Source organism: Streptococcus sp. SM5, from assembly GCF_027497975.1.
Map to the genome: position 1 here is coordinate 46,998 of NZ_JAJNSC010000011.1, position 19,241 is coordinate 66,238.

At 37.8% G+C, this 19,241-nt stretch carries 18 protein-coding genes; 1 reads left to right on the top strand and 17 read right to left on the bottom strand.

All coding sequences use genetic code 11. The features are described from left to right. Nucleotides 1–33: 33 nt before the first annotated feature. The 11 genes from PAN07_RS09550 to eno form a co-directional block, all read right to left on the bottom strand. On the bottom strand, nucleotides 34–621 hold the full coding sequence (locus tag PAN07_RS09550) for a hypothetical protein (protein WP_269797771.1): 588 nt from the start codon (nucleotides 619–621) through the stop codon (nucleotides 34–36). Nucleotides 622–836: 215 nt separating this feature from the next. Next, nucleotides 837–1,448 (bottom strand): hypothetical protein, encoded by a 612-nt coding sequence (locus PAN07_RS09555; RefSeq protein WP_269797772.1) that lies wholly within the window; start codon nucleotides 1,446–1,448, stop codon nucleotides 837–839. Nucleotides 1,449–1,636: 188 nt separating this feature from the next. Beyond that, nucleotides 1,637–3,460, bottom strand: a complete 1,824-nt coding sequence (gene lepA / locus PAN07_RS09560) for a translation elongation factor 4 (RefSeq protein WP_269797773.1) — start codon at nucleotides 3,458–3,460, stop codon at nucleotides 1,637–1,639. Between the two features lie 81 nt (nucleotides 3,461–3,541). Further along, a complete protein-coding gene (locus tag PAN07_RS09565; protein ID WP_269797774.1) occupies nucleotides 3,542–4,270 on the bottom strand; it encodes a metallophosphoesterase family protein in 729 nt (242 codons plus the stop codon). After that, on the bottom strand, nucleotides 4,271–5,938 hold the full coding sequence (recN, locus tag PAN07_RS09570) for a DNA repair protein RecN (protein WP_269797775.1): 1,668 nt from the start codon (nucleotides 5,936–5,938) through the stop codon (nucleotides 4,271–4,273). A 6-nt stretch (nucleotides 5,939–5,944) separates the two neighbouring features. Beyond that, nucleotides 5,945–6,376, bottom strand: a complete 432-nt coding sequence (locus PAN07_RS09575) for an arginine repressor (RefSeq protein WP_269797776.1) — start codon at nucleotides 6,374–6,376, stop codon at nucleotides 5,945–5,947. After that, nucleotides 6,369–7,184, bottom strand: a complete 816-nt coding sequence (locus tag PAN07_RS09580; RefSeq protein ID WP_269797777.1) for a TlyA family RNA methyltransferase — start codon at nucleotides 7,182–7,184, stop codon at nucleotides 6,369–6,371. The genes PAN07_RS09575 and PAN07_RS09580 overlap by 8 nt, the downstream gene beginning before the upstream one ends. Next, entirely contained in the window at nucleotides 7,177–8,052 is an 876-nt protein-coding gene (locus tag PAN07_RS09585; RefSeq protein ID WP_269797778.1) for a polyprenyl synthetase family protein, read from the bottom strand. The genes PAN07_RS09580 and PAN07_RS09585 overlap by 8 nt, the downstream gene beginning before the upstream one ends. After that, on the bottom strand, nucleotides 8,049–8,261 hold the full coding sequence (locus PAN07_RS09590; protein WP_075567625.1) for an exodeoxyribonuclease VII small subunit: 213 nt from the start codon (nucleotides 8,259–8,261) through the stop codon (nucleotides 8,049–8,051). The genes PAN07_RS09585 and PAN07_RS09590 overlap by 4 nt, the downstream gene beginning before the upstream one ends. After that, entirely contained in the window at nucleotides 8,239–9,579 is a 1,341-nt protein-coding gene (xseA, locus tag PAN07_RS09595; protein WP_269797779.1) for an exodeoxyribonuclease VII large subunit, read from the bottom strand. The genes PAN07_RS09590 and xseA overlap by 23 nt, the downstream gene beginning before the upstream one ends. A 179-nt stretch (nucleotides 9,580–9,758) precedes the next feature. Beyond that, on the bottom strand, nucleotides 9,759–11,063 hold the full coding sequence (gene eno / locus PAN07_RS09600) for a surface-displayed alpha-enolase (protein ID WP_006148599.1): 1,305 nt from the start codon (nucleotides 11,061–11,063) through the stop codon (nucleotides 9,759–9,761). A 164-nt stretch (nucleotides 11,064–11,227) separates the two neighbouring features. Between eno and PAN07_RS09605 the strand changes: the two genes are divergently transcribed. Further along, nucleotides 11,228–11,671 (top strand): DUF1694 domain-containing protein, encoded by a 444-nt coding sequence (locus tag PAN07_RS09605; RefSeq protein ID WP_269797780.1) that lies wholly within the window; start codon nucleotides 11,228–11,230, stop codon nucleotides 11,669–11,671. Here the strand turns inward: PAN07_RS09605 and PAN07_RS09610 are convergent, their stop codons facing one another. The 6 genes from PAN07_RS09610 to glgB all read right to left on the bottom strand — a co-directional run bounded on the left by PAN07_RS09610 (nucleotide 11,672) and on the right by glgB (nucleotide 19,122). Continuing rightward, the gene (locus PAN07_RS09610; RefSeq protein WP_269797781.1) at nucleotides 11,672–12,781 is read right to left on the bottom strand and encodes a glycerate kinase; all 1,110 of its coding nucleotides are present in this window, start codon (nucleotides 12,779–12,781) and stop codon (nucleotides 11,672–11,674) included. It abuts the gene before it with no gap. A 16-nt stretch (nucleotides 12,782–12,797) separates the two neighbouring features. After that, nucleotides 12,798–13,439, bottom strand: a complete 642-nt coding sequence (gene serB / locus PAN07_RS09615; protein ID WP_269797782.1) for a phosphoserine phosphatase SerB — start codon at nucleotides 13,437–13,439, stop codon at nucleotides 12,798–12,800. Nucleotides 13,440–13,502: 63 nt separating this feature from the next. Further along, nucleotides 13,503–14,936, bottom strand: coding sequence for a glycogen synthase GlgA (gene glgA, locus PAN07_RS09620; RefSeq protein WP_269797783.1), 1,434 nt, complete (start codon nucleotides 14,934–14,936; stop codon nucleotides 13,503–13,505). After that, entirely contained in the window at nucleotides 14,933–16,072 is a 1,140-nt protein-coding gene (gene glgD / locus PAN07_RS09625) for a glucose-1-phosphate adenylyltransferase subunit GlgD (protein ID WP_269797784.1), read from the bottom strand. The genes glgA and glgD overlap by 4 nt, the downstream gene beginning before the upstream one ends. After that, nucleotides 16,062–17,204 carry a glucose-1-phosphate adenylyltransferase gene (locus tag PAN07_RS09630; RefSeq protein ID WP_269797785.1) on the bottom strand — a complete coding sequence of 381 codons (1,143 nt, stop codon included), beginning with the start codon at nucleotides 17,202–17,204 and terminating at the stop codon, nucleotides 16,062–16,064. Before PAN07_RS09630 ends, glgD begins: the two co-directional genes overlap by 11 nt. Further along, nucleotides 17,194–19,122: a 1,4-alpha-glucan branching protein GlgB gene (gene glgB / locus PAN07_RS09635; RefSeq protein ID WP_269797786.1), complete on the bottom strand. Its 1,929-nt coding sequence runs from the start codon at nucleotides 19,120–19,122 to the stop codon at nucleotides 17,194–17,196. Before glgB ends, PAN07_RS09630 begins: the two co-directional genes overlap by 11 nt. Nucleotides 19,123–19,241: the final 119 nt, after the last annotated feature.

Consider the following 19,241-nt stretch of genomic DNA (forward strand, 5'->3'; position numbering starts at 1 on the left):
TAAAAAAAGCAGGATTCAATCCTGCTTCTACATTTATGGTTTTTTATTGGTCCAACTTTCTTCTACCATTGGAGTAATTTCGTTTACGATTTCTAAATTACCTTCAAGAGTAACTAATCTAATCATATTATCATCCGACTCGAATAACCACATAACTACTTTTCTGCTATTACTATTATAATCTGCATAAATTTTGACGGCATCATAACCACCAATTTTCCCTTGATCAGTCGTAACATTTGTAAATCTAGGATTTTCTTTTATCTTTTGTTCAAAATTGGCCTGCAAATTAGTGAAATCTTTTCCTTCTGCATTTATACTTTTAACTGAAATGGCATTCTTGTTAGTACCATCACTGTACATAAAATCAACATTAGTCCCACCGGCATTACTTTGAACCCAAGATTTTGGTACTTTCAAGTATCCATGACCATCTGATCCAATCCATTGAGTATCTTTAGTTGGAGCGGTTGTTGTAGCTTCCGCTGTTTCCTGACTAGTAGTTTCCTGAACAATTGTGGTAGTTTCAGCTGTTACATCTTTTTTTCCAGTATTTGTATTACAAGCAGCAAGAGTGATACCACAAAGCAAAAGTGTCGATAAAGTTATTACTTTTTTCATACTAATTCTCCTTTCACTACTATTCTAAAGTAAGAACATTAAAGTGTCAAATATATACTGTAAGCTGGGAGTATTGTCTAAAATACAATAAATCTACTATTATATTTACAAAAACTCATTCTTTTTATTTTCATTGAAAAAAGCTCTAATCAGGAAATATATTTGATATCGTAAATAAAACTGGATAAAATAAAAAGCAGGAAATGTCCTGCCTTTTATGGTTTTTTATTTGTCCAACTTTCTTCGATAGTCGGTGCTAGTTCTTTAATAGTATCTAAATTCCCTTCAAGTGAAACATATCTGAACTTACCATCATCCGACTTGAAAATCCAAATAACTAAATATTTACCAGTTTTGGCAATACAGTTAACTTGATAGGCATCATAGCCTCCGATCTTTGACTTAGAGCCCCAAACCTTAGAGAAATCAGGACTTTCTGATTTAGATTTATAAATACTATTTGAAATTTGAATAGGATCTACCTTTTCAAGTTCGCTTTCAGAAATACCAAACTGCTCTGCTTTAAATGTATTTAAGGTAACGATATTGATATCTGTACCGTCAGAATATTGAATATCATCTCCACCATTAACATCTTTAAATTGAATCCAAGATTTTGGAACTTTCACGTATCCATAATCATCCGATCCAATCCATTGAGTGTCTTTTATAGGAGATGTTGTTGTTGCAACTGTAGTCTCTTGAACTGTTGTTTCTTGAACACTAGTAGCTTCAGTTTTTTCCGCACTAGTATTTTTTGTTGTATTACATGCAGCAAGACATAGAGAGCATAAAAGTATCGTAGATAAAGTTATTACTTTTTTCATAGTAATTCTCCTTTCACTACTATTCTATAGTAAGAATATCAAAGTGTCAAAGATAAACTGTAAAATGGCATTATTTTCGAAAATACAATAAATCTACTATTGAATGTAAAAAAATACTAATACGTCTATTCTAATTAAAAAAACGCTCTATTTAGAGCGTTTTAATATTTGATAATCTTGGGAGAGTATTACTCCTCATCCATAGAAAGAACAGACAAGAAGGCTTCCTGTGGTACTTCTACGGACCCAATGGCCTTCATGCGTTTCTTACCAGCTTTTTGTTTTTCAAGAAGCTTACGTTTACGTGATACGTCACCACCATAACACTTGGCCAAGACGTTCTTACGAAGAGCCTTGATATCTGTACGTGCAACGATCTTATGACCGATAGCTGCTTGGATAGGCACTTCAAACTGTTGACGAGGGATAATCTTCTTGAGCTTCTCAACAATTAATTTACCACGTTCATAGGCAAAGTCCTTGTGAACGATAAAGCTGAGAGCATCGACGGTATCGCCATTGAGAAGGATATCCATTTTAACCAATTTAGATGGACGGTATTCAGACAACTCATAGTCAAAGCTTGCATAACCACGAGTAGAGGACTTCAATTTATCAAAGAAATCAAAGACAATTTCCGCCAGTGGGATTTGATAGATCACGTTAACCCGATTTTCATCGATGTAGTCCATGGTTACAAAGTCCCCACGTTTGCGTTGGGCCAATTCCATGACAGCTCCGACAAACTCTTGCGGCACCATGATTTGAGCTTTAACATAAGGTTCTTCGATTGAAGCAATCTTAGTAGGATCTGGAAACTCTGATGGATTCGATACATCAATTGCTTCACCATCTGTTAAATTAACCTTGTAAATTACAGACGGCGCCGTCATAATCAGATCGATATTAAATTCGCGCTCGAGACGTTCTTGGATAACATCCATATGAAGAAGTCCCAAGAATCCACAACGGAAACCAAATCCAAGTGCCTGAGAAGTTTCTGGCTCAAATTGCAAGCTTGCATCATTTAATTGCAATTTTTCTAAAGCTTCACGAAGGTCATTATATTTGTTGGATTCGATCGGATAAAGACCCGCAAATACCATTGGATTCATCTGCTTGTAGCCATCGAGTGGCTCAGTTGCAGGATTGTTAGCCAGGGTCACTGTATCACCGACACGTGTATCCTGAACAGTCTTGATAGATGCAGCAATATAACCTACGTCACCTGTTGCAAGAAAATCACGTCCAACAGCTTTAGGAGTAAAAATACCTACTTCAGTAACATCAAAGGTCTTGCCATTACTCATAAGCTGAATCTTATCCCCAGGTTTGACTACTCCATCCATGACACGGACTTGAAGAATAACACCACGATATGAATCATAAACAGAGTCAAAGATCAAGGCCTTGAGTGGCGCTGTTACATCACCAGTTGGTGCTGGTACCTTCTCAACTACTTGCTCAAGGATTTCTTCAATACCTATACCAGCTTTAGCTGATGCTAGAACTGCTTCACTAGCATCCAAACCGATTACATCTTCAATTTCTGTACGAACACGCTCCGGGTCAGCAGCAGGCAAGTCAATCTTATTAATGACAGGCATGATTTCCAAATCATTATCTAAAGCCAGATAAACATTGGCAAGCGTTTGTGCTTCAATACCTTGAGCAGCATCGACAACCAAGATTGCCCCCTCACAGGCAGCAAGTGAACGGGAAACTTCATAGGTAAAGTCCACGTGCCCTGGTGTGTCAATCAAGTGGAAAATGTAGGTTTCCCCATCTTTTGCTGTGTAGTTAAGCTCAATAGCGTTTAGTTTGATTGTAATCCCACGCTCACGTTCTAAGTCCATACTATCAAGTAGCTGGGCCTGCATTTCACGACTTGAGACTGTCTCAGTCTTTTCTAAAATACGGTCGGCTAAAGTTGACTTCCCATGGTCGATATGGGCGATAATAGAGAAGTTACGGATTTTCTCCTGTCGTTTTTTTAATTCTTCTAAATTCAAGATTCTCTTCCTTTCAGGGTATCTATTAATTATAAATTGTTTTTTTATTTTTGACAAGACCATAATACCCTGTGGAGAGTATTAATCTTCCGCAATGAATCCATCATTTTCGATGAAATAACGTTCTGTCATTCCATTTTCAGTAAAAACAATACCATGAAGAACGCCACCATAAACAGCTCCTCCATCCATTCCAATTTTACCATCATCAGTAATCCAAAGTTCAGATGTGCCAGGTTTTTGGTTTAACAAACCGTATACAGGAGTATGACCAAATACAATTGTTTTTCCTGTATGATTTTCAGCTTCGTGGAATGGTTTTCTTAGCCAGACTTTCTTATAGTCTGTAGTCTCATGCCAATCATCTAGGGTCAAATCAATTCCCGCATGAACGAAAATATAGTGGTCTGTTTCAATCACGAATGGCATTTGTCGGATAAAAGTAACCAAGTCTGCTGCTTCAGTTTCTACACGTTTGGCATCTTCTATCGGATCTACCGGAGCATCCAAAGGACGTCCTAGTATAGAATTAATCGTCGTATCTCCACCATTTCTACGATAATGGTCATAGCTTTCCTCAGGATTGTCAAGCCAAGTTAAAAACATGTATTCATGGTTACCGGAAATGCAAATCGCATTTTGATGATCTACCAAGTCCTTGACCATCTCTAAAACACGACGACTATCCTCACCTCTATCTATTAAATCTCCAAGAAATAGTAACTGTGTTTGACCATCCCATGTTTTGAGGAGGTCTTCCAACATTCTAGCTTTTCCATGAACATCTCCGATCACATAGTAATCTGTCATTTATTTCTCCTTGTGTTTCAACAATTCTTTTGCTTGTGTTAGAGCAGCGTCTGTTACATCATCACCTGCTAACATCTTAGCCACTTCTTGCACGCGCTCTTCGATAGTTAAGAGACGTACGATTGATACAGTAGAATGCTCATCACTAATCTTTTCAATAAAGAACTGATAATCTGCAATCGCAATCACTTGTGCTAAGTGAGAGATTGCTAAAACTTGGCCATGCTGCCCAATCTTATGAATCTTCTGGGCAATAGCTTGCGCCACACGCCCTGAAACCCCTGTATCTACTTCATCAAATACAATACTAGTCTTACCTTCCTTACGTGAAAAGGCTGATTTAATTGCTAACATTAGCCGTGATAATTCACCACCAGAGGCAACTTTTACTAGAGGTTTGAAGTCTTCTCCAGGGTTAGTTGAAATAAAGAATTCAACCGTTTCGTTCCCTTCACGACTAAATTTACCTTTAGTAAAGCGGACTTGAAACTGAGCTTTCTCCATATAGAGACCCTGCAATTCTTTCTTGATATCAGCTTCTAAATCTTTCGCTAAATCGTGTCGAGCAAGAGATACTTGATTAGCTAAATCTACTAATTGCTTTTCAAGTTTCTTAAGTTCTAGTTCCATTTCTTCTGATGAAAGATTATTTCCGGTTAAGAGATTATACTCATCCGTAATCTTAGCAAAGTAATCTAAGACCTCATCCACACTACCTCCATACTTTCGTGTAATAGTATGAATTAAATCCAAGCGACTTTCTATCTGTAACAAGTGATTCCCATCAAAATCTAAATCATCTATAATATTCTCTAGTCTTTTGGTGATGTCTTCTAAAACATAATAAGACTCTGATAGAGATGTTGAAATTTCTCGGTATTCTGGATCAAACTCTTCTAAACTTTCCATATCATTCATTGCAGAACGAACATTAGCTAAGCTAGAAAACTCTTCATCATCAAGCATACTATAAGCATTTGTCAAGGTATCCGCTATATTTTTATGATTGAGAAGTTTATCTCTTTCTTTGTTTAGAGCTATATCTTCACCAGCTTTTAAATTTGCTGCTTCAATCTCAGATATCTGAAACTCTAACATTTCAATGCGAGCTTTGTGTTCCTCTTGGTTTTTCTTAATATCAAGAACTTGTTTACGCATACGACGATAATGATCAAAACTTTCTTGATAGGCTTCCTTTAATTCAAAGAAAGTAGCATCTCCAAATTCATCCAACATTTGAATATGTCTTTGAGGGCGCATTAGTTCTTCTTGATCGTGTTGACCGTGAATATCGACTAGGTGCTGACCGATGAGTTTTAGAACAGAAAGATTGACTAGTTGACCATTAACTCGACTAATACTACGACCATTGCGCAATATTTCACGTCGAATAATAATGTCATCACCAAGCTCTAGTCCTTGTTCATCAAAAAGTTCTTGTAAAACCCGACTATTCTCTACAGAGAAAAGACCTTCAATTTCTGCCCTTGGAGCGCCATGACGAATAACATCAGTCGTTGCTCTTGCTCCTAACATCATATTCATAGCATCAATAATAATTGACTTCCCGGCTCCTGTTTCACCAGTCAAAACCGTCATCCCTTTTTCAAAGTTTAGGGAGATGGCTTCAATAATGGCGAAATTTTTTATCGAAATTTCCAGTAACATATAAACCTACCAATTTTTAACTTTTTCAAAAACTTCCTTGGCTTCTTCTTCAGTTCTTAATACCATAAGAATCGAATTATCATCAGCTATACAACTAAAAAGTTTTTCTGAAAAAACCTCTAATAATTGACTTTTAACAAAAAGAGTATTCCCTGGAATAATTTGAAGATTAATCATCTGTCCCAAACGCTCTGAATGTACAATATTATTCTCAGCTAATTGCAGACTTTTAACAACCGATTTTGGGAGTTCATAGATATAGGTATTATTTTTCAAAGGAATTTTTACGATTCCAAGTTCTTTAATATCTCTTGAAACTGTTGCTTGGGTAGCTGAAATCCCAGCCTCTTTTAAATACTCTACAATTTCTTCTTGAGTCCCAATTTGATAATCGGTAACAAATTTTCTGATTTTTTCTAGTCTAATTTTTTTATTCATCTTTAAACTCTCTATGTGCTTCTTCTACTAGTTGATTAATTTGCGAAGAGACCTGATTAATTGCCTGGTCTTCTTTTTGTAAATAAGCTAAAAATTCTATATTCCCATGGCCACCTTGTATCGGAGAGTAGCTCAATCCTAGAACTGAAAATCCTTCTTGAACAGCCATATCTGTCACTGATTCTATGACATGTTGGTGAATCTTGGCATCTCTGATAATACCATTCTTACCAATTTGTTCACGTCCAGCTTCAAACTGTGGTTTAATCAATGCAACGACTTGTCCTTGATTTGCCAAAACTCTATGAAGAGCAGGAAGGATAAGACCCAGAGATATAAAACTTACATCAATACTCGCAAAAGATGGCTCTTGTTCAAAATCAGTTTTTTCAGCATAACGGAAATTAAACTGCTCCATACTAACAACCCGCTCATCTTGGCGTAATTTCCAAGCAAGTTGGTTAGTACCGACATCCACAGCATAGATAAGCTGAGCACCATTTTGCAACATAACATCGGTAAAACCACCTGTAGACGCTCCAATATCAATCGTTATTTTCCCTTCAACTGATATACCAAACTCTTTCAATGCTTTTTCGAGCTTTAAACCACCTCGACTGACATACTTAAGCTTTTCACCCTTAAGCTTTAACTCAGTATCATCAGGAATTTTTTCTCCAGGTTTATCGAATCGTTCACCGTTAAGAACAGCAACAACTAAACCAGCCATAACTCCTCTTTTAGCTTGCTCTCTTGTCTCAAACAAACCTTGTTTATAAGCTAGTACATCTACTCTTTCTTTAGCCATTGATTCTCAAACTTTCTACTATTTTTACAATTGGTTCTTTATCAAAGTCGACTAATTGGCTAATCTCGTCTAATTTTTCATTAGCATGATCCAAAGTTCGGTTACAAAAAATTTTTGCCTCATTCAATCCTAACAAAGCAGGATAGGTTGATTTCTCAGCTTGTAAATCTTTTTTCGGAGTCTTACCAATTTCTTCAAAACTAGCTGTCACATCTAAGACATCATCTCTAACTTGGAAAGCAAGTCCAATCAACTCCCCAACTGTTTTCAGCTGTTTTTGAAGATTTTCATCCAATCCTGCAATAATTCCTGCTGCTTGAAAAGGAAAGGCTAAAAGTTTACCAGTCTTATTGGCATGGATGGTCTGAAGTTCTTCTAAGTTTAAGTGTTTCCCTTCACCTTCCATATCTAATACTTGACCAGCTACCATTCCCATACTACCCGAAGCAAGGGACAAGGAAGCTATCAAATCTACCTTAGTCTGACTTGATAATTCAGCTTGTGCAATTAGAGCATATGGATCCAAAAAAAGAGCATCGCCTGCTAAAATAGCTAAGGCTTCACCAAACTTTTTATGGTTAGTTAAACGCCCACGACGATAATCATCATCATCCATTGCGGGAAGATCATCATGGATTAGACTTCCTGTGTGAATCATTTCAAGGGCTGCAGCAACCTGGGAATGAGCTAATGTAATAGGAACCTTTAAGGCCTCTAAAACTTCTAAAAGCAGATATGGCCGAATCCTTTTACCTCCAGCATGTATGGAATAAAGAACTGCTTCTCTTAAGCTTAATGCAAATTGCTGGTCACCATAAAACTCTTCAAGAGCTGACTCGACCATAGCTAATTTTTCTTGCTTGTTCATAGAAGTTCGCTTTCTGTTCCATCCTCTTGCATGACTTTAACCAAGGTCTTTTCAGCTTTATCAAGCGTCGCTTGCAATTCTTTTGATAATATCATCCCTTTTTGAAAAGCAGCAATAGCATCTTCTAAAGCAATTTCACCATTTTCTAAACTCTGAACAATCGTTTCAAGTTCTGCTAAATTTTCCTCAAATTTCTTTTGTTTTGACATCTTTAACCTCTAAATCTACTTGACCATCTCGCATCATCAGCATAACTTGGTCATTTACTTTTAAATCTTCTGCCGAAGATACCACTGCATCTTCTTTTTTGACAATAGCAAAGCCCCTTGCCACAATTCTACTTGTATCTAGCATAAGAAGAGCCTCTGAAAGGCGTTTTACTTCAGCAACTTTAGCATCATATGTCACAGCCATCTGACTACGCATTAATTTTTGTAATTGTTGAATACGGTCCTGGTAACGCTGAAGCTTAACGATCGGCGATAATTGCTCCAAACGGTGAATTTGAACTTGAACCTTCTGTTGATTTCTAACTAACTCTCCATTCAATCCCTGCTTCAGTCGAAGTACTAACTGATCCAAGCGTTGTAGATATCCATCATATAAACGCTCTGGTTGCCTGAAGATGACTGATTGACTAAGTCCTCTCAAGGCTTCTTTTTTCTTTGATAAAGTATTTTGTACTGCAGTAGCCATTCGTTTTTCTTGATTCTGAAGATAGGTCAGAAGATCTAACTTAGTCACAGGCGTTGCCAGTTCTGCTGCAGCCGTCGGTGTAGCAGCCCTCCTATCTGCTACAAAGTCAGCTAAAGTTACATCCGTTTCATGACCTACACTAGAGATAATCGGTAAGCGTGATTCAAAAATAGCACGTACAACAATCTCTTCGTTAAAGGCCCAAAGATCTTCGATGGAACCTCCACCTCGACCAATAATAAGGACATCTATATCGTCACGTTCATTTGCTCTAGCAATGTTACAGGCAATCTCCTCCGCCGCCCCTTCGCCTTGAACCTTGGTAGGATATAAAACAATCTCTATCCCTGGAAAACGTCTGCTAACAGTGGTAATGATATCCTGGATAACAGCTCCACTACGACTAGTCACAACCCCGATACGTTTTGCAAACTGAGGGATTGCTTGTTTAAAGCGGTCTTGAAAAAGGCCTTCTTCTGATAGTTTCTTTTTTAATTGTTCGAACTGAATCGCAAGCGCACCTATGCCATCCGGCTCAGCCTTTTCAATGATAATCGAATAGCTTCCGCTTGGTTCATAGATTTGGATACGACCGATCACATTGATCTTCATCCCTTCTTCCAAATCAAAACCTAGTTTCTGATAAATACCTGACCAAATAGTCGCTTGAATAACAGAACGGTCATCTTTGAGAGAAAAATACTGATGAGTTGGACGCTTACGAAAGTTAGAAACTTGACCAGTTAAATAGACCCGTTCTAAGTATGGGTCTTTATCGAATTTCATTTTTAAATACTTGGTCAAAGTTGTAACCGATAAATACTTTTCCATCTATACCTTCAATTCATTTTCTAGCATTTCCTGGGTATTATTATACCAAAAAAACGTTTAAAAATCTCTTTTTTCACCTCTAGAATACGAAAAGAAGACTGGATTTCTTTGACCTTGTCTTATAATATACAAAAGCCCTTGGAAAAATCCAAGGGCTTTAATTAGTTCACTGAACTATTTTATTTTTTTAAGTTGTAGAATGATTTCAATCCACGGTATTCAGCTACTTCACCAAGTTGGTCTTCGATACGAAGCAATTGGTTGTATTTAGCAATACGGTCAGTACGTGAAAGTGAACCAGTCTTGATTTGTCCTGCGTTTGTTGCAACTGCGATGTCAGCGATTGTTGAATCTTCAGTTTCACCTGAACGGTGTGATACAACGGCAGTGTAACCAGCTTCTTTAGCCATTTCGATAGCTTCGAAAGTTTCAGTAAGAGTACCGATTTGGTTAACTTTGATAAGGATTGAGTTAGCAGCACCTTCTTGGATACCACGTGCAAGGTAGTCAGTGTTAGTTACGAAGAAGTCATCACCAACCAATTGGACTTTCTTACCAAGACGTTCAGTAAGAGCTTTCCAACCGTCCCAGTCATTTTCATCCATACCATCTTCGATAGTGATGATTGGGTATTTGTTAACCAATTCTTCAAGGTAGTCGATTTGCTCTTCAGATGTACGAACAGCAGCTCCTTCACCTTCAAATTTAGTGTAATCGTAAACTTTACGTTCTTTATCGTAGAATTCTGATGAAGCACAGTCAAATCCGATAAATACGTCTTTACCTGGAACGTATCCAGCAGCTTCAATCGCAGCAAGGATAGTTTCAACACCATCTTCAGTTCCTTCAAAACGAGGAGCGAATCCACCTTCGTCACCTACGGCAGTTTCCAAACCACGTGATTTAAGAATTTTCTTAAGAGCGTGGAAGATTTCAGCACCGTAACGAAGAGCTTCTTTGAATGTTGGAGCACCAACTGGCAAAATCATAAACTCTTGGAATGCGATTGGAGCATCAGAGTGAGATCCACCATTGATGATGTTCATCATTGGAGTTGGAAGAACTTTAGTGTTAAATCCACCAAGGTAGCTGTAAAGTGGGATTTCAAGGTAGTCAGCAGCAGCACGAGCTACAGCGATAGATACACCAAGAATAGCGTTAGCACCCAATTTACCTTTATTAGGAGTTCCGTCAAGAGCGATCATAGCACGGTCAATAGCTTGTTGATCACGTACATCGTAACCGATGATTGCTTCAGCAATAATGTTGTTCACATTGTCAACCGCTTTTTGAGTTCCAAGACCACCGTAACGAGATTTGTCGCCGTCACGAAGTTCAACCGCTTCATGCTCACCAGTAGAAGCTCCTGATGGAACCATACCACGTCCGAAAGCACCTGATTCAGTATAAACTTCTACTTCAAGTGTTGGGTTACCGCGTGAGTCTAGGACTTCGCGAGCGTAAACATCAGTAATAATTGACATTTTGTACTCTCCTTATTGAGTTAATTTTTTTACACCTCTATGATACCTTAAAAATACTCCTTTTTCAAGAAAAAACGTTAACTTTGTGCAATTTTTCCTTAACTTTATAAAGTAATCGCTTTCTTCTTTTTTCTTTCTTATGCTTTTTATGTTATACTATTTTTATGACTGATTTATCAAAACAAATTCTAGAAAAAGCTAATGGTGGCCTAAAATTAAATCCTGATGAACAAAGACGCTTTCTCGGTACATTTGAGGAAAGAGTACTAGGTTTTGCAGATATTGAGACAACAAATGATGACAAATTCAAAAACAACTTTCCAACTATCTTAAATTGTTTAAAAGAAAACACGGAACCTCTATTTGTCAAAATTTCACCTCAAGTTGTTTTTGAGAAGCAGGTTTTTTATTTAAAACAGGCAAAGGATGCTAATTGCCAAGCGACAATTGTTTCAGAAGACCATAACTCTTCTCCTTTCGGCATGGTCATACACAGTGATAGACCTGTTAAAACCCAAGAAAAAGACCTTAAAAAGGCCTTTTCTAACTTATGGCAAGAGAAAGAACCAAAGGCTCCAACTTCTCTTTGGAAAAAATGGTTTGGTTAACTACTTTATCGATAAAAGTTGACCGATATTAAACGCTGTATTTTCTAAATAATGGGCAGTATTTTTAAAGCTGTCTTCTAATGGTTCGCTCTTTTCTAAAATGGAGAAAGCTGCAACTAGATTTTCAAATGGTAATTGAGGTAAATCCTCTGACAAACTACCACATATTGCAATAACTGGAACACCTTTGGGTGTTCTTTTTGCTACGCCAATTGGGGCTTTGCCAGCCAAACTTTGAGAATCTAACCTACCTTCACCAACAATTACTAGATCAGAATTTTTGACCTTTTCATCAAAATGTATCAAATCCAAACAAGTCTGAATTCCAGATACGATTTCTGCTCCAGCAAATGCACACAAACCAGCTGCAATGCCACCACCCGCTCCGGCACCTGCTAGTTTTAAAGTTTCAGGTGAGAAATTACTATAAAATTCCTTAATAACCCTATCAACTTCTTTGAATTTTTCAGGATTTAATCCCTTTTGCTTTCCAAATACATAGGTTGCACCATCTGCACCACAGAGAGGATTGGTGACATCCGCTAATATTTTTATCTGTACATCTGAAGGTAAGGAAACAGCCTCTTGATTTGAAAGTTCAGCTATTTCGAACAGTGCCTGACCAGTAGCTAAAAGCTCTTTTCCACTTTGGTCATAGAATTGATAACCAAGACCCGATGCAATTCCAATTCCTCCATCGTTACTGGCAGTTCCACCAACACCGATATAAATTTCCTTAATGCCCTGATTTACCAAATGCCTGATTAACTCTCCTATCCCTTTTGTAAAAATATCTAAAGGATTTCTCTTTTCATGAGGTATCTTAGCAAGCCCTACAAGATCTGCAACTTCAAAAAGTGCCATATCCCCTTTTTGGACATAGGGCATTTGTACCTCGTCTCCAAAAGGACCAGTTACTAGGGTACTTTTTTCTAATAGTCCTAAAGAGTTTTTGATGGCTTCTATAGTACCTTCTCCTCCATCTCCTACTGGTAAACATAAACAGTCTACTTTAGGTAAGGCTCTTTCTAGACCTCGCTTAATAGCTTTTGCTACTTCACCTGCCGAAAGAGTCTCTTTAAAAGAATCTGGCGCAACTACAATTTTCATACACTTCTCCTTCTCTTTAAAGGAAATTAATCAAGTCCAATATTTTTACTAAGTCTCTTTCGTCAATATACAGTTTGATTTCTTTTTTTAGAATATCTTTAGCACAAAAAGCAACTCCGATTCCAGCTTTCTTAAGCATCTTTAAATCGTTCGCTCCATCACCTACGGCAATTGTTTTATCCAAAGATATATCTAGTTCACTAACCCATTGAAGAAAAATTTCTTCCTTGACTTCTCGAGTAATGACTTGACCAATAAGTCGACCGGTAAGCCTTCCATTATTTATTTCTAACTGATTTGCAGCAAACAAATGAATCCCTAAACTATTTGCTAACCTTTCAACGATGGGTACAAAACCACCTGATATGATGCCAACAGCAATCTTTTTTTCTTGAAGAATTGAGATAAACTCATGAGCATTTTTACTTAGATGAAGCTCTTTATATACTTGATCAAATACATCGACTGAAATTCCCTTCAATAAAGAAACACGCCTTTTCAAGCTTGATTCAAAATCTAATTCTCCACTCATTGCTCGACGAGTCAATTGAGAGACTTCTTGCTCACAATTCGCTTTACTGCCTAAAATATCAATTACTTCCTCTTCTATCAGCGTGCCGTCAACATCAAGCACGCAAAGACCTCTTACTTTTGACATTTCTATTCCTAACTAATATTATCCCAAAAAATCGTATGAAAGCTTCATACGATTTTTATTGCTTTAATTTACCAAGCTTTGGTACAAGTGCAAATAGGATTGACAAGCTGTATCCCAAGAGAAATCACGTTCCATGGCTTGTAACTGTAGTTTCTTCCAGGTCGCTGGATGATTTTGATAAACATCCAAGGCTGTTTGTAGAGCCCAGTTAAGCCAAAATGGGGTCAAATTATCAAAGCTGAATCCTGTACCACTACCATCAACTGGATTATAGGCTTGAACTGTATCTCTCAGACCACCTACTTCATGGACCAAAGGAAGTGTTCCATATCTCATGGCCATCATTTGAGAAAGCCCACATGGTTCAAAACGACTTGGCATAAGGAAGAGATCACAAGCGGCATAAATTTCTTGCGCTAATTTCACATCAAAGGTGATGTTAGCAGAAAGTTTATCAGGAAATACTTGACCAAACCAAGAGAAGGCTTGTTCAAAACCTGGATCACCAGTTCCCAAAAGCACAATCTGAATATCTTCTTGTAGCATACGATGTAAACTCTCAACTACTAAATCAAAGCCTTTTTGACGAGTCAAACGTGAGACGATACCAATCAAAGGTACATCATCCCTAACAGGTAGACCCACTTTTTCTTGCAATTTTGCTTTATTTTGAGCCTTCCCTGACAAATCAGTTTTTGAAAAATGATAATCCAATAGTGGATCTGTTTCAGGATTGTAGAGATCTGTATCAATTCCGTTTACAATACCAGATAGTTTTCCAGATTCCATACGTAGGATTTGATCGATTCCACAACCAAACTCAGTTGTCATAATTTCATAAGCATAGCTTGGAGAAACAGTTGTTACACGATCTGCATAAAGAATACCTGCCTTCATCCAGTTGAGGCAATCATTCCAACGAACTGTACCATCAGCATAACGTTCAAAACCAACTCGGAATAAATCCCAAAGCATACTTTCTGAGAATTGACCTTGAAACTCTAAGTTATGAATCGTTAAGACAGTCTTAATTCCTTGATAGGCTTGAATCCATCTATATTTTTCTTTCAGAAGGAAAGGAATCATAGCCGTATGATAGTCATGCGCATGTAGAACATCAGGGATAAAACCAACTCTCTCCATTGCTTCAAGGGTTGCAAGTTGGAAGAAGGCAAAGCGTTCACCATCATCAAAGTCACCGTATACATGACCTCTAAAGAAATAATATTGATTATCTATAAAGTAAAAGGTAACTCCGTTTAAAACTGTTTTCTTAATTCCACAAAATTGTCTACGCCAACCAACATATACCTCAAATTGAAGAACATCTTCAATTTGATCACCAAATTTAGCTTCTACCATATCGTAGTAAGGCAGGAAAACAGCAACTTCATGTCCTGCCTTAACTAATGACTTGGGTAGAGCTCCAATGACATCTCCCAGTCCACCTGTTTTTGAAAAGGGAGCGCCCTCTGCTGCTACGAATAAAATTTTCATGAAAGAATATCCTCTGTTACTTTTTCGCCCTTCTTAACAACTACAGGATGTTCTGCAGTGCCTCGAATAACAACACCTTCAGCAACCTCAACACCCTTATCCAAGATAGCATATTCTACCTTAGCACCCTTACCAATGACCGCACGTGTAAAGAGGAGACTATCTTTGACTAAGCTGTCTTCATGTACGCGGACATTACGAGATAATACAGAGTTGACTACTTCACCTTCGATAATACTACCAGAAGCAAACTGAGACTTAGCTACTTTAGAGCTTGATGCATAGTAAGTTGGCTCTTCATTTTTAACCTTAGTATAAATCTTTTGGTTCGGAGTGAACAATGAGTAGAACTTATGTAAATCGAGCATATCTTTATTCGCTTGATAATAAGATTCTACAGAATGAATATTAGCCAGATATCCAGTATATTCATAAGCAAAAGCGCCTGATTCCTCTGCTAAATCACGGAGAACATAGCGTAATTTCTCCGGATTTTCTTTCTTAGCTTCTTCTTCAAGACGTTCAATCAACCACGGAGTATCAACTACAAAAATGTCTGTAGACATATTGTATAAGTCTTGGTTTGAATTTTCATCAAACAAGTGATGTGACAAAACATGGTCAGTTTCATCAACTTCTAAGATAGCATTAACTCCTGAAATATCTTTCTTAGGTAGTTTTTTATAAACTACTGTAATCGGAGATTTTGTTGTGTTATGTAAATGGAAGACTTGATTAAGATCAATATTAATCAATACATCACAGTTAATTGAAACTGTTTGGTTTGATCCCGAACGTTTCAAATATGTAAGGAGTTGTTGATAGTATTCTTTACCAACAGTGCTACTTTCTACACGAGTGTTGTAGATACCAAGATAGTAGTGGCTGAGGAGTGTAGACAAGCCCCACTCGCGTCCAGAGCGGATATGGTCAAATACAGAAGAAATATTATCTTGTTGGAAGATACCAAAGATACTACGTACACCAGCATTTGCAAGACTTGAAAGAGGGAAGTCAATCAAGCGATATTTCCCGCCAAATGGCAAACTTGCTACAGGACGATTGCTCGTCAATGTTGACATATCGTGAAATCCAACTGTATTTCCTAAAATAGCTGAATATTTATCAATCTTCATCTGTTGCTACCCCCACTACTTCGTTATATCCGACAACCTGAACTTCCTCAGTTCCATCAATCTCAACACCTTCTGCAATAACTGCACCTTCGCCAATAATAGCACGTCTAATCTTAGCACCTTTACCTACAACGGCTCCACTCATGATAACAGAGTCAACGACTTCTGCTCCCTCACGAACTTGTGCTCCTGTTGAAATAATCGAATGTTTTACTGTTCCATCCACTAAACATCCATCTACTACGAGCGAATCTTCTACATGCGCATGTTCTCCAAAGAAGTTTGGTGGAGAAATAAGGTTACGAGAGTAGATTTTCCATTGACGGTTACGGCTATCTAAAGCATTTTCTGGAGAAATATATTCCATATTTGCTTCCCAAAGAGATTCGATAGTACCAACATCTTTCCAGTAACCACTGAATTCATAGGCATAGACACTTTCTCCAGACTCAAGATAATTTGGAATAACGTTCTTACCAAAGTCTGACATATCTACATTGTTCTTTTCAGCGGCAACTAACATATTGCGAAGTCGTTTCCAGTCAAAGATATAAATACCCATTGAAGCTTTTGTTGATTTAGGTTGGGCAGGTTTTTCTTCAAACTCAACGATGCGATTATTGGCATCTGTATTCATGATACCAAAACGGCTAGCTTCTTTTAGTGGTACATCTAATACAGCAACAGTCAAACTGGCATTATTGTCCTTGTGACACTGAAGCATATCATCATAGTCCATCTTATAGATGTGGTCACCTGAAAGAATCAATACATATTCAGGATTGATACTGTCAATGTAGTCAATGTTTTGGTAGATAGCGTGACTTGTTCCTTCGAACCAACGGTTTCCTTCACTAGCTGAGTAGGGTTGAAGAATAGAAACACCAGAATCAATACCATCTAGACCCCAGCTAGAGCCATTCCCGATATGGTTGTTGAGAGCTAGAGGTTGGTACTGTGTAATAACACCAACATTGTGGATACCCGAGTTAGCACAGTTAGAAAGCGCAAAGTCAATGATACGGTAGCGTCCACCAAACTGAACTGCTGGTTTCGCAATACTTTGAGTGAGTTTACCGAGACGAGTTCCTTGTCCACCAGCAAGGATTAAAGCTAGCATTTCATTCTTCATTTTCTACTCCTTTTTGAGTGTTATTAGTGACTTTTTTAGTAGGTTTTATGCGACGTTTGATTTTCCAAATACTTGCTCCCATTGCTGGTAGAGTAAAGGTCAAGGTCTGCTCATAATCCTTCCACAATCCTTCTTGAGTTTGAACTGTTTGGTTGTGCTCTTTCCAAACACCACCCCATTGCTCCAACTCTGTATTCCAAATTTCTTCATAGACACCTGCAACAGGAAGCCCGATTGTAAAATCATGTCGTTCAACTGGTGCCATATTGAAGACACAGACTAACATTTCGTCTTTCTTCCCTTTACGAATGAAGGAAAGAACGCTTTGGTCTCTATTATCTGCATCAATGATTTCAATTCCATCATAGCTCAAATCTACTTCCCACAGACAACGATGGTCTTTGTAAAATTGATTCAGCTGAGAAGTGAAGTATTTCATCTTAGCATTCATTGGGTCATCTAAGTTAGACCATTCCAATTGCTCCTCAGATTTCCATTCTAGGAATTGACCAAATTCACTACCCATGAAGAGTAATTTCTTACCAGGGTGACAAATTTGATAAGTATAAAGGTTTCTCAGGCCTGCAAACTGATTGTAGCGATCTCCCCACATCTTATGCATCATACTCTTCTTACCATGAACCACCTCATCATGAGAGAATGGTAGAAGATAATTTTCATTAAAGACATACATAAAACTGAAGGTTACAAGGTTAAAATCGTACTTACGATAAATTGGATCTTCTTCGTAGAAACGTAGAATGTCATTCATCCAGCCCATGTTCCACTTGTAGTCAAATCCAAGACCACCAATCTCTTTTGGACCTGTAATTTTAGTAGCTGAAGAGCTCTCTTCTGCAATCATCATGACATCCGGATGAGCAAGCTTAATAATATCGTTTAAACGTTGAAGGAAATAGTAGCCTTCATAGTTGAGATTACCACCATCTTTATTTGGTGTCCATGGTGCATTGTCGTAATCAAGATATAGAATGTTACTTACTGCATCAACTCGAATTCCATCCAAGTGGTAGAATTCAATCCAGAACTTTATACTAGAAATCAAGAAGGACTGTACTTCGTTTTTACCTAAGTCAAAGTTAAGTGCCCCCCATCCGTAGTTGTTGGCCTTATTATGGTCCTGGTATTCAAATGTTGGCGTTCCATCATAGTATGCTAAGGCATCGTCATTGATTGTAAAGTGGCCAGGAACCCAGTCTACGATAACCCCAATATTGTTTAAATGACATTCCTCAACAAAATCTTGAAACTCTTCTGGTCTTCCGTAAGAATGCTCCAAGGCGAAATAACCCATGAGTTGATAACCCCAACTCAAACCAAGTGGATGAGCCATCAAAGGCATAAACTCAATGTGTGTATAATTCATCTCCACTAAGTAAGGGATGAGCTCTTCTTTTAGTTGAGCAAAACTATAAGGTGTTCCGTCAGGATTTCTCTTCCATGAACCTGCATGAACCTCATAGATATTAACTGGTCTGTCGAAGAATCCCCAACGTTTTCTACGAGCTAACCATAGGCCATCCTTCCATTTTTTTTCAGGAATCTCTGTTATAATTGCTCCTGTCTCAGGGCGAGCTTCAAAGCGTACAGCCAAAGGATCAATTTTCATAATTTGATGACCGTTTGAACGAGTAATATTATATTTATAAATTTGTCCCTCATGCGCTAGGGGAGTAAAGACTTCCCAAACTCCATAATCATTTCGAACCATGGGAATTTGATTTTCTGTCCAGTTTGTAAAATCACCAACTAAATGGACAGCTTGCGCATTTGGAGCCCAGACACGGAAAGTATAACCCTGCTCTCCATCCTGCTCTTCACGATGCGCTCCTAATAAGTGCTGAAGGTGGAAGTTCTCGCCAGTTGTAAATGTTCTTAAAGCTTCAAATTTATCCATTGAATCCTCCTTTTATTGTAAGCGTTTTCTATATATCTATTATACTACCTTTTAAAATAAGTTTCAAGCAATTTCCTGATTATCCTAAAATTTTTTTTGAAAATCTTCAAACAATTATC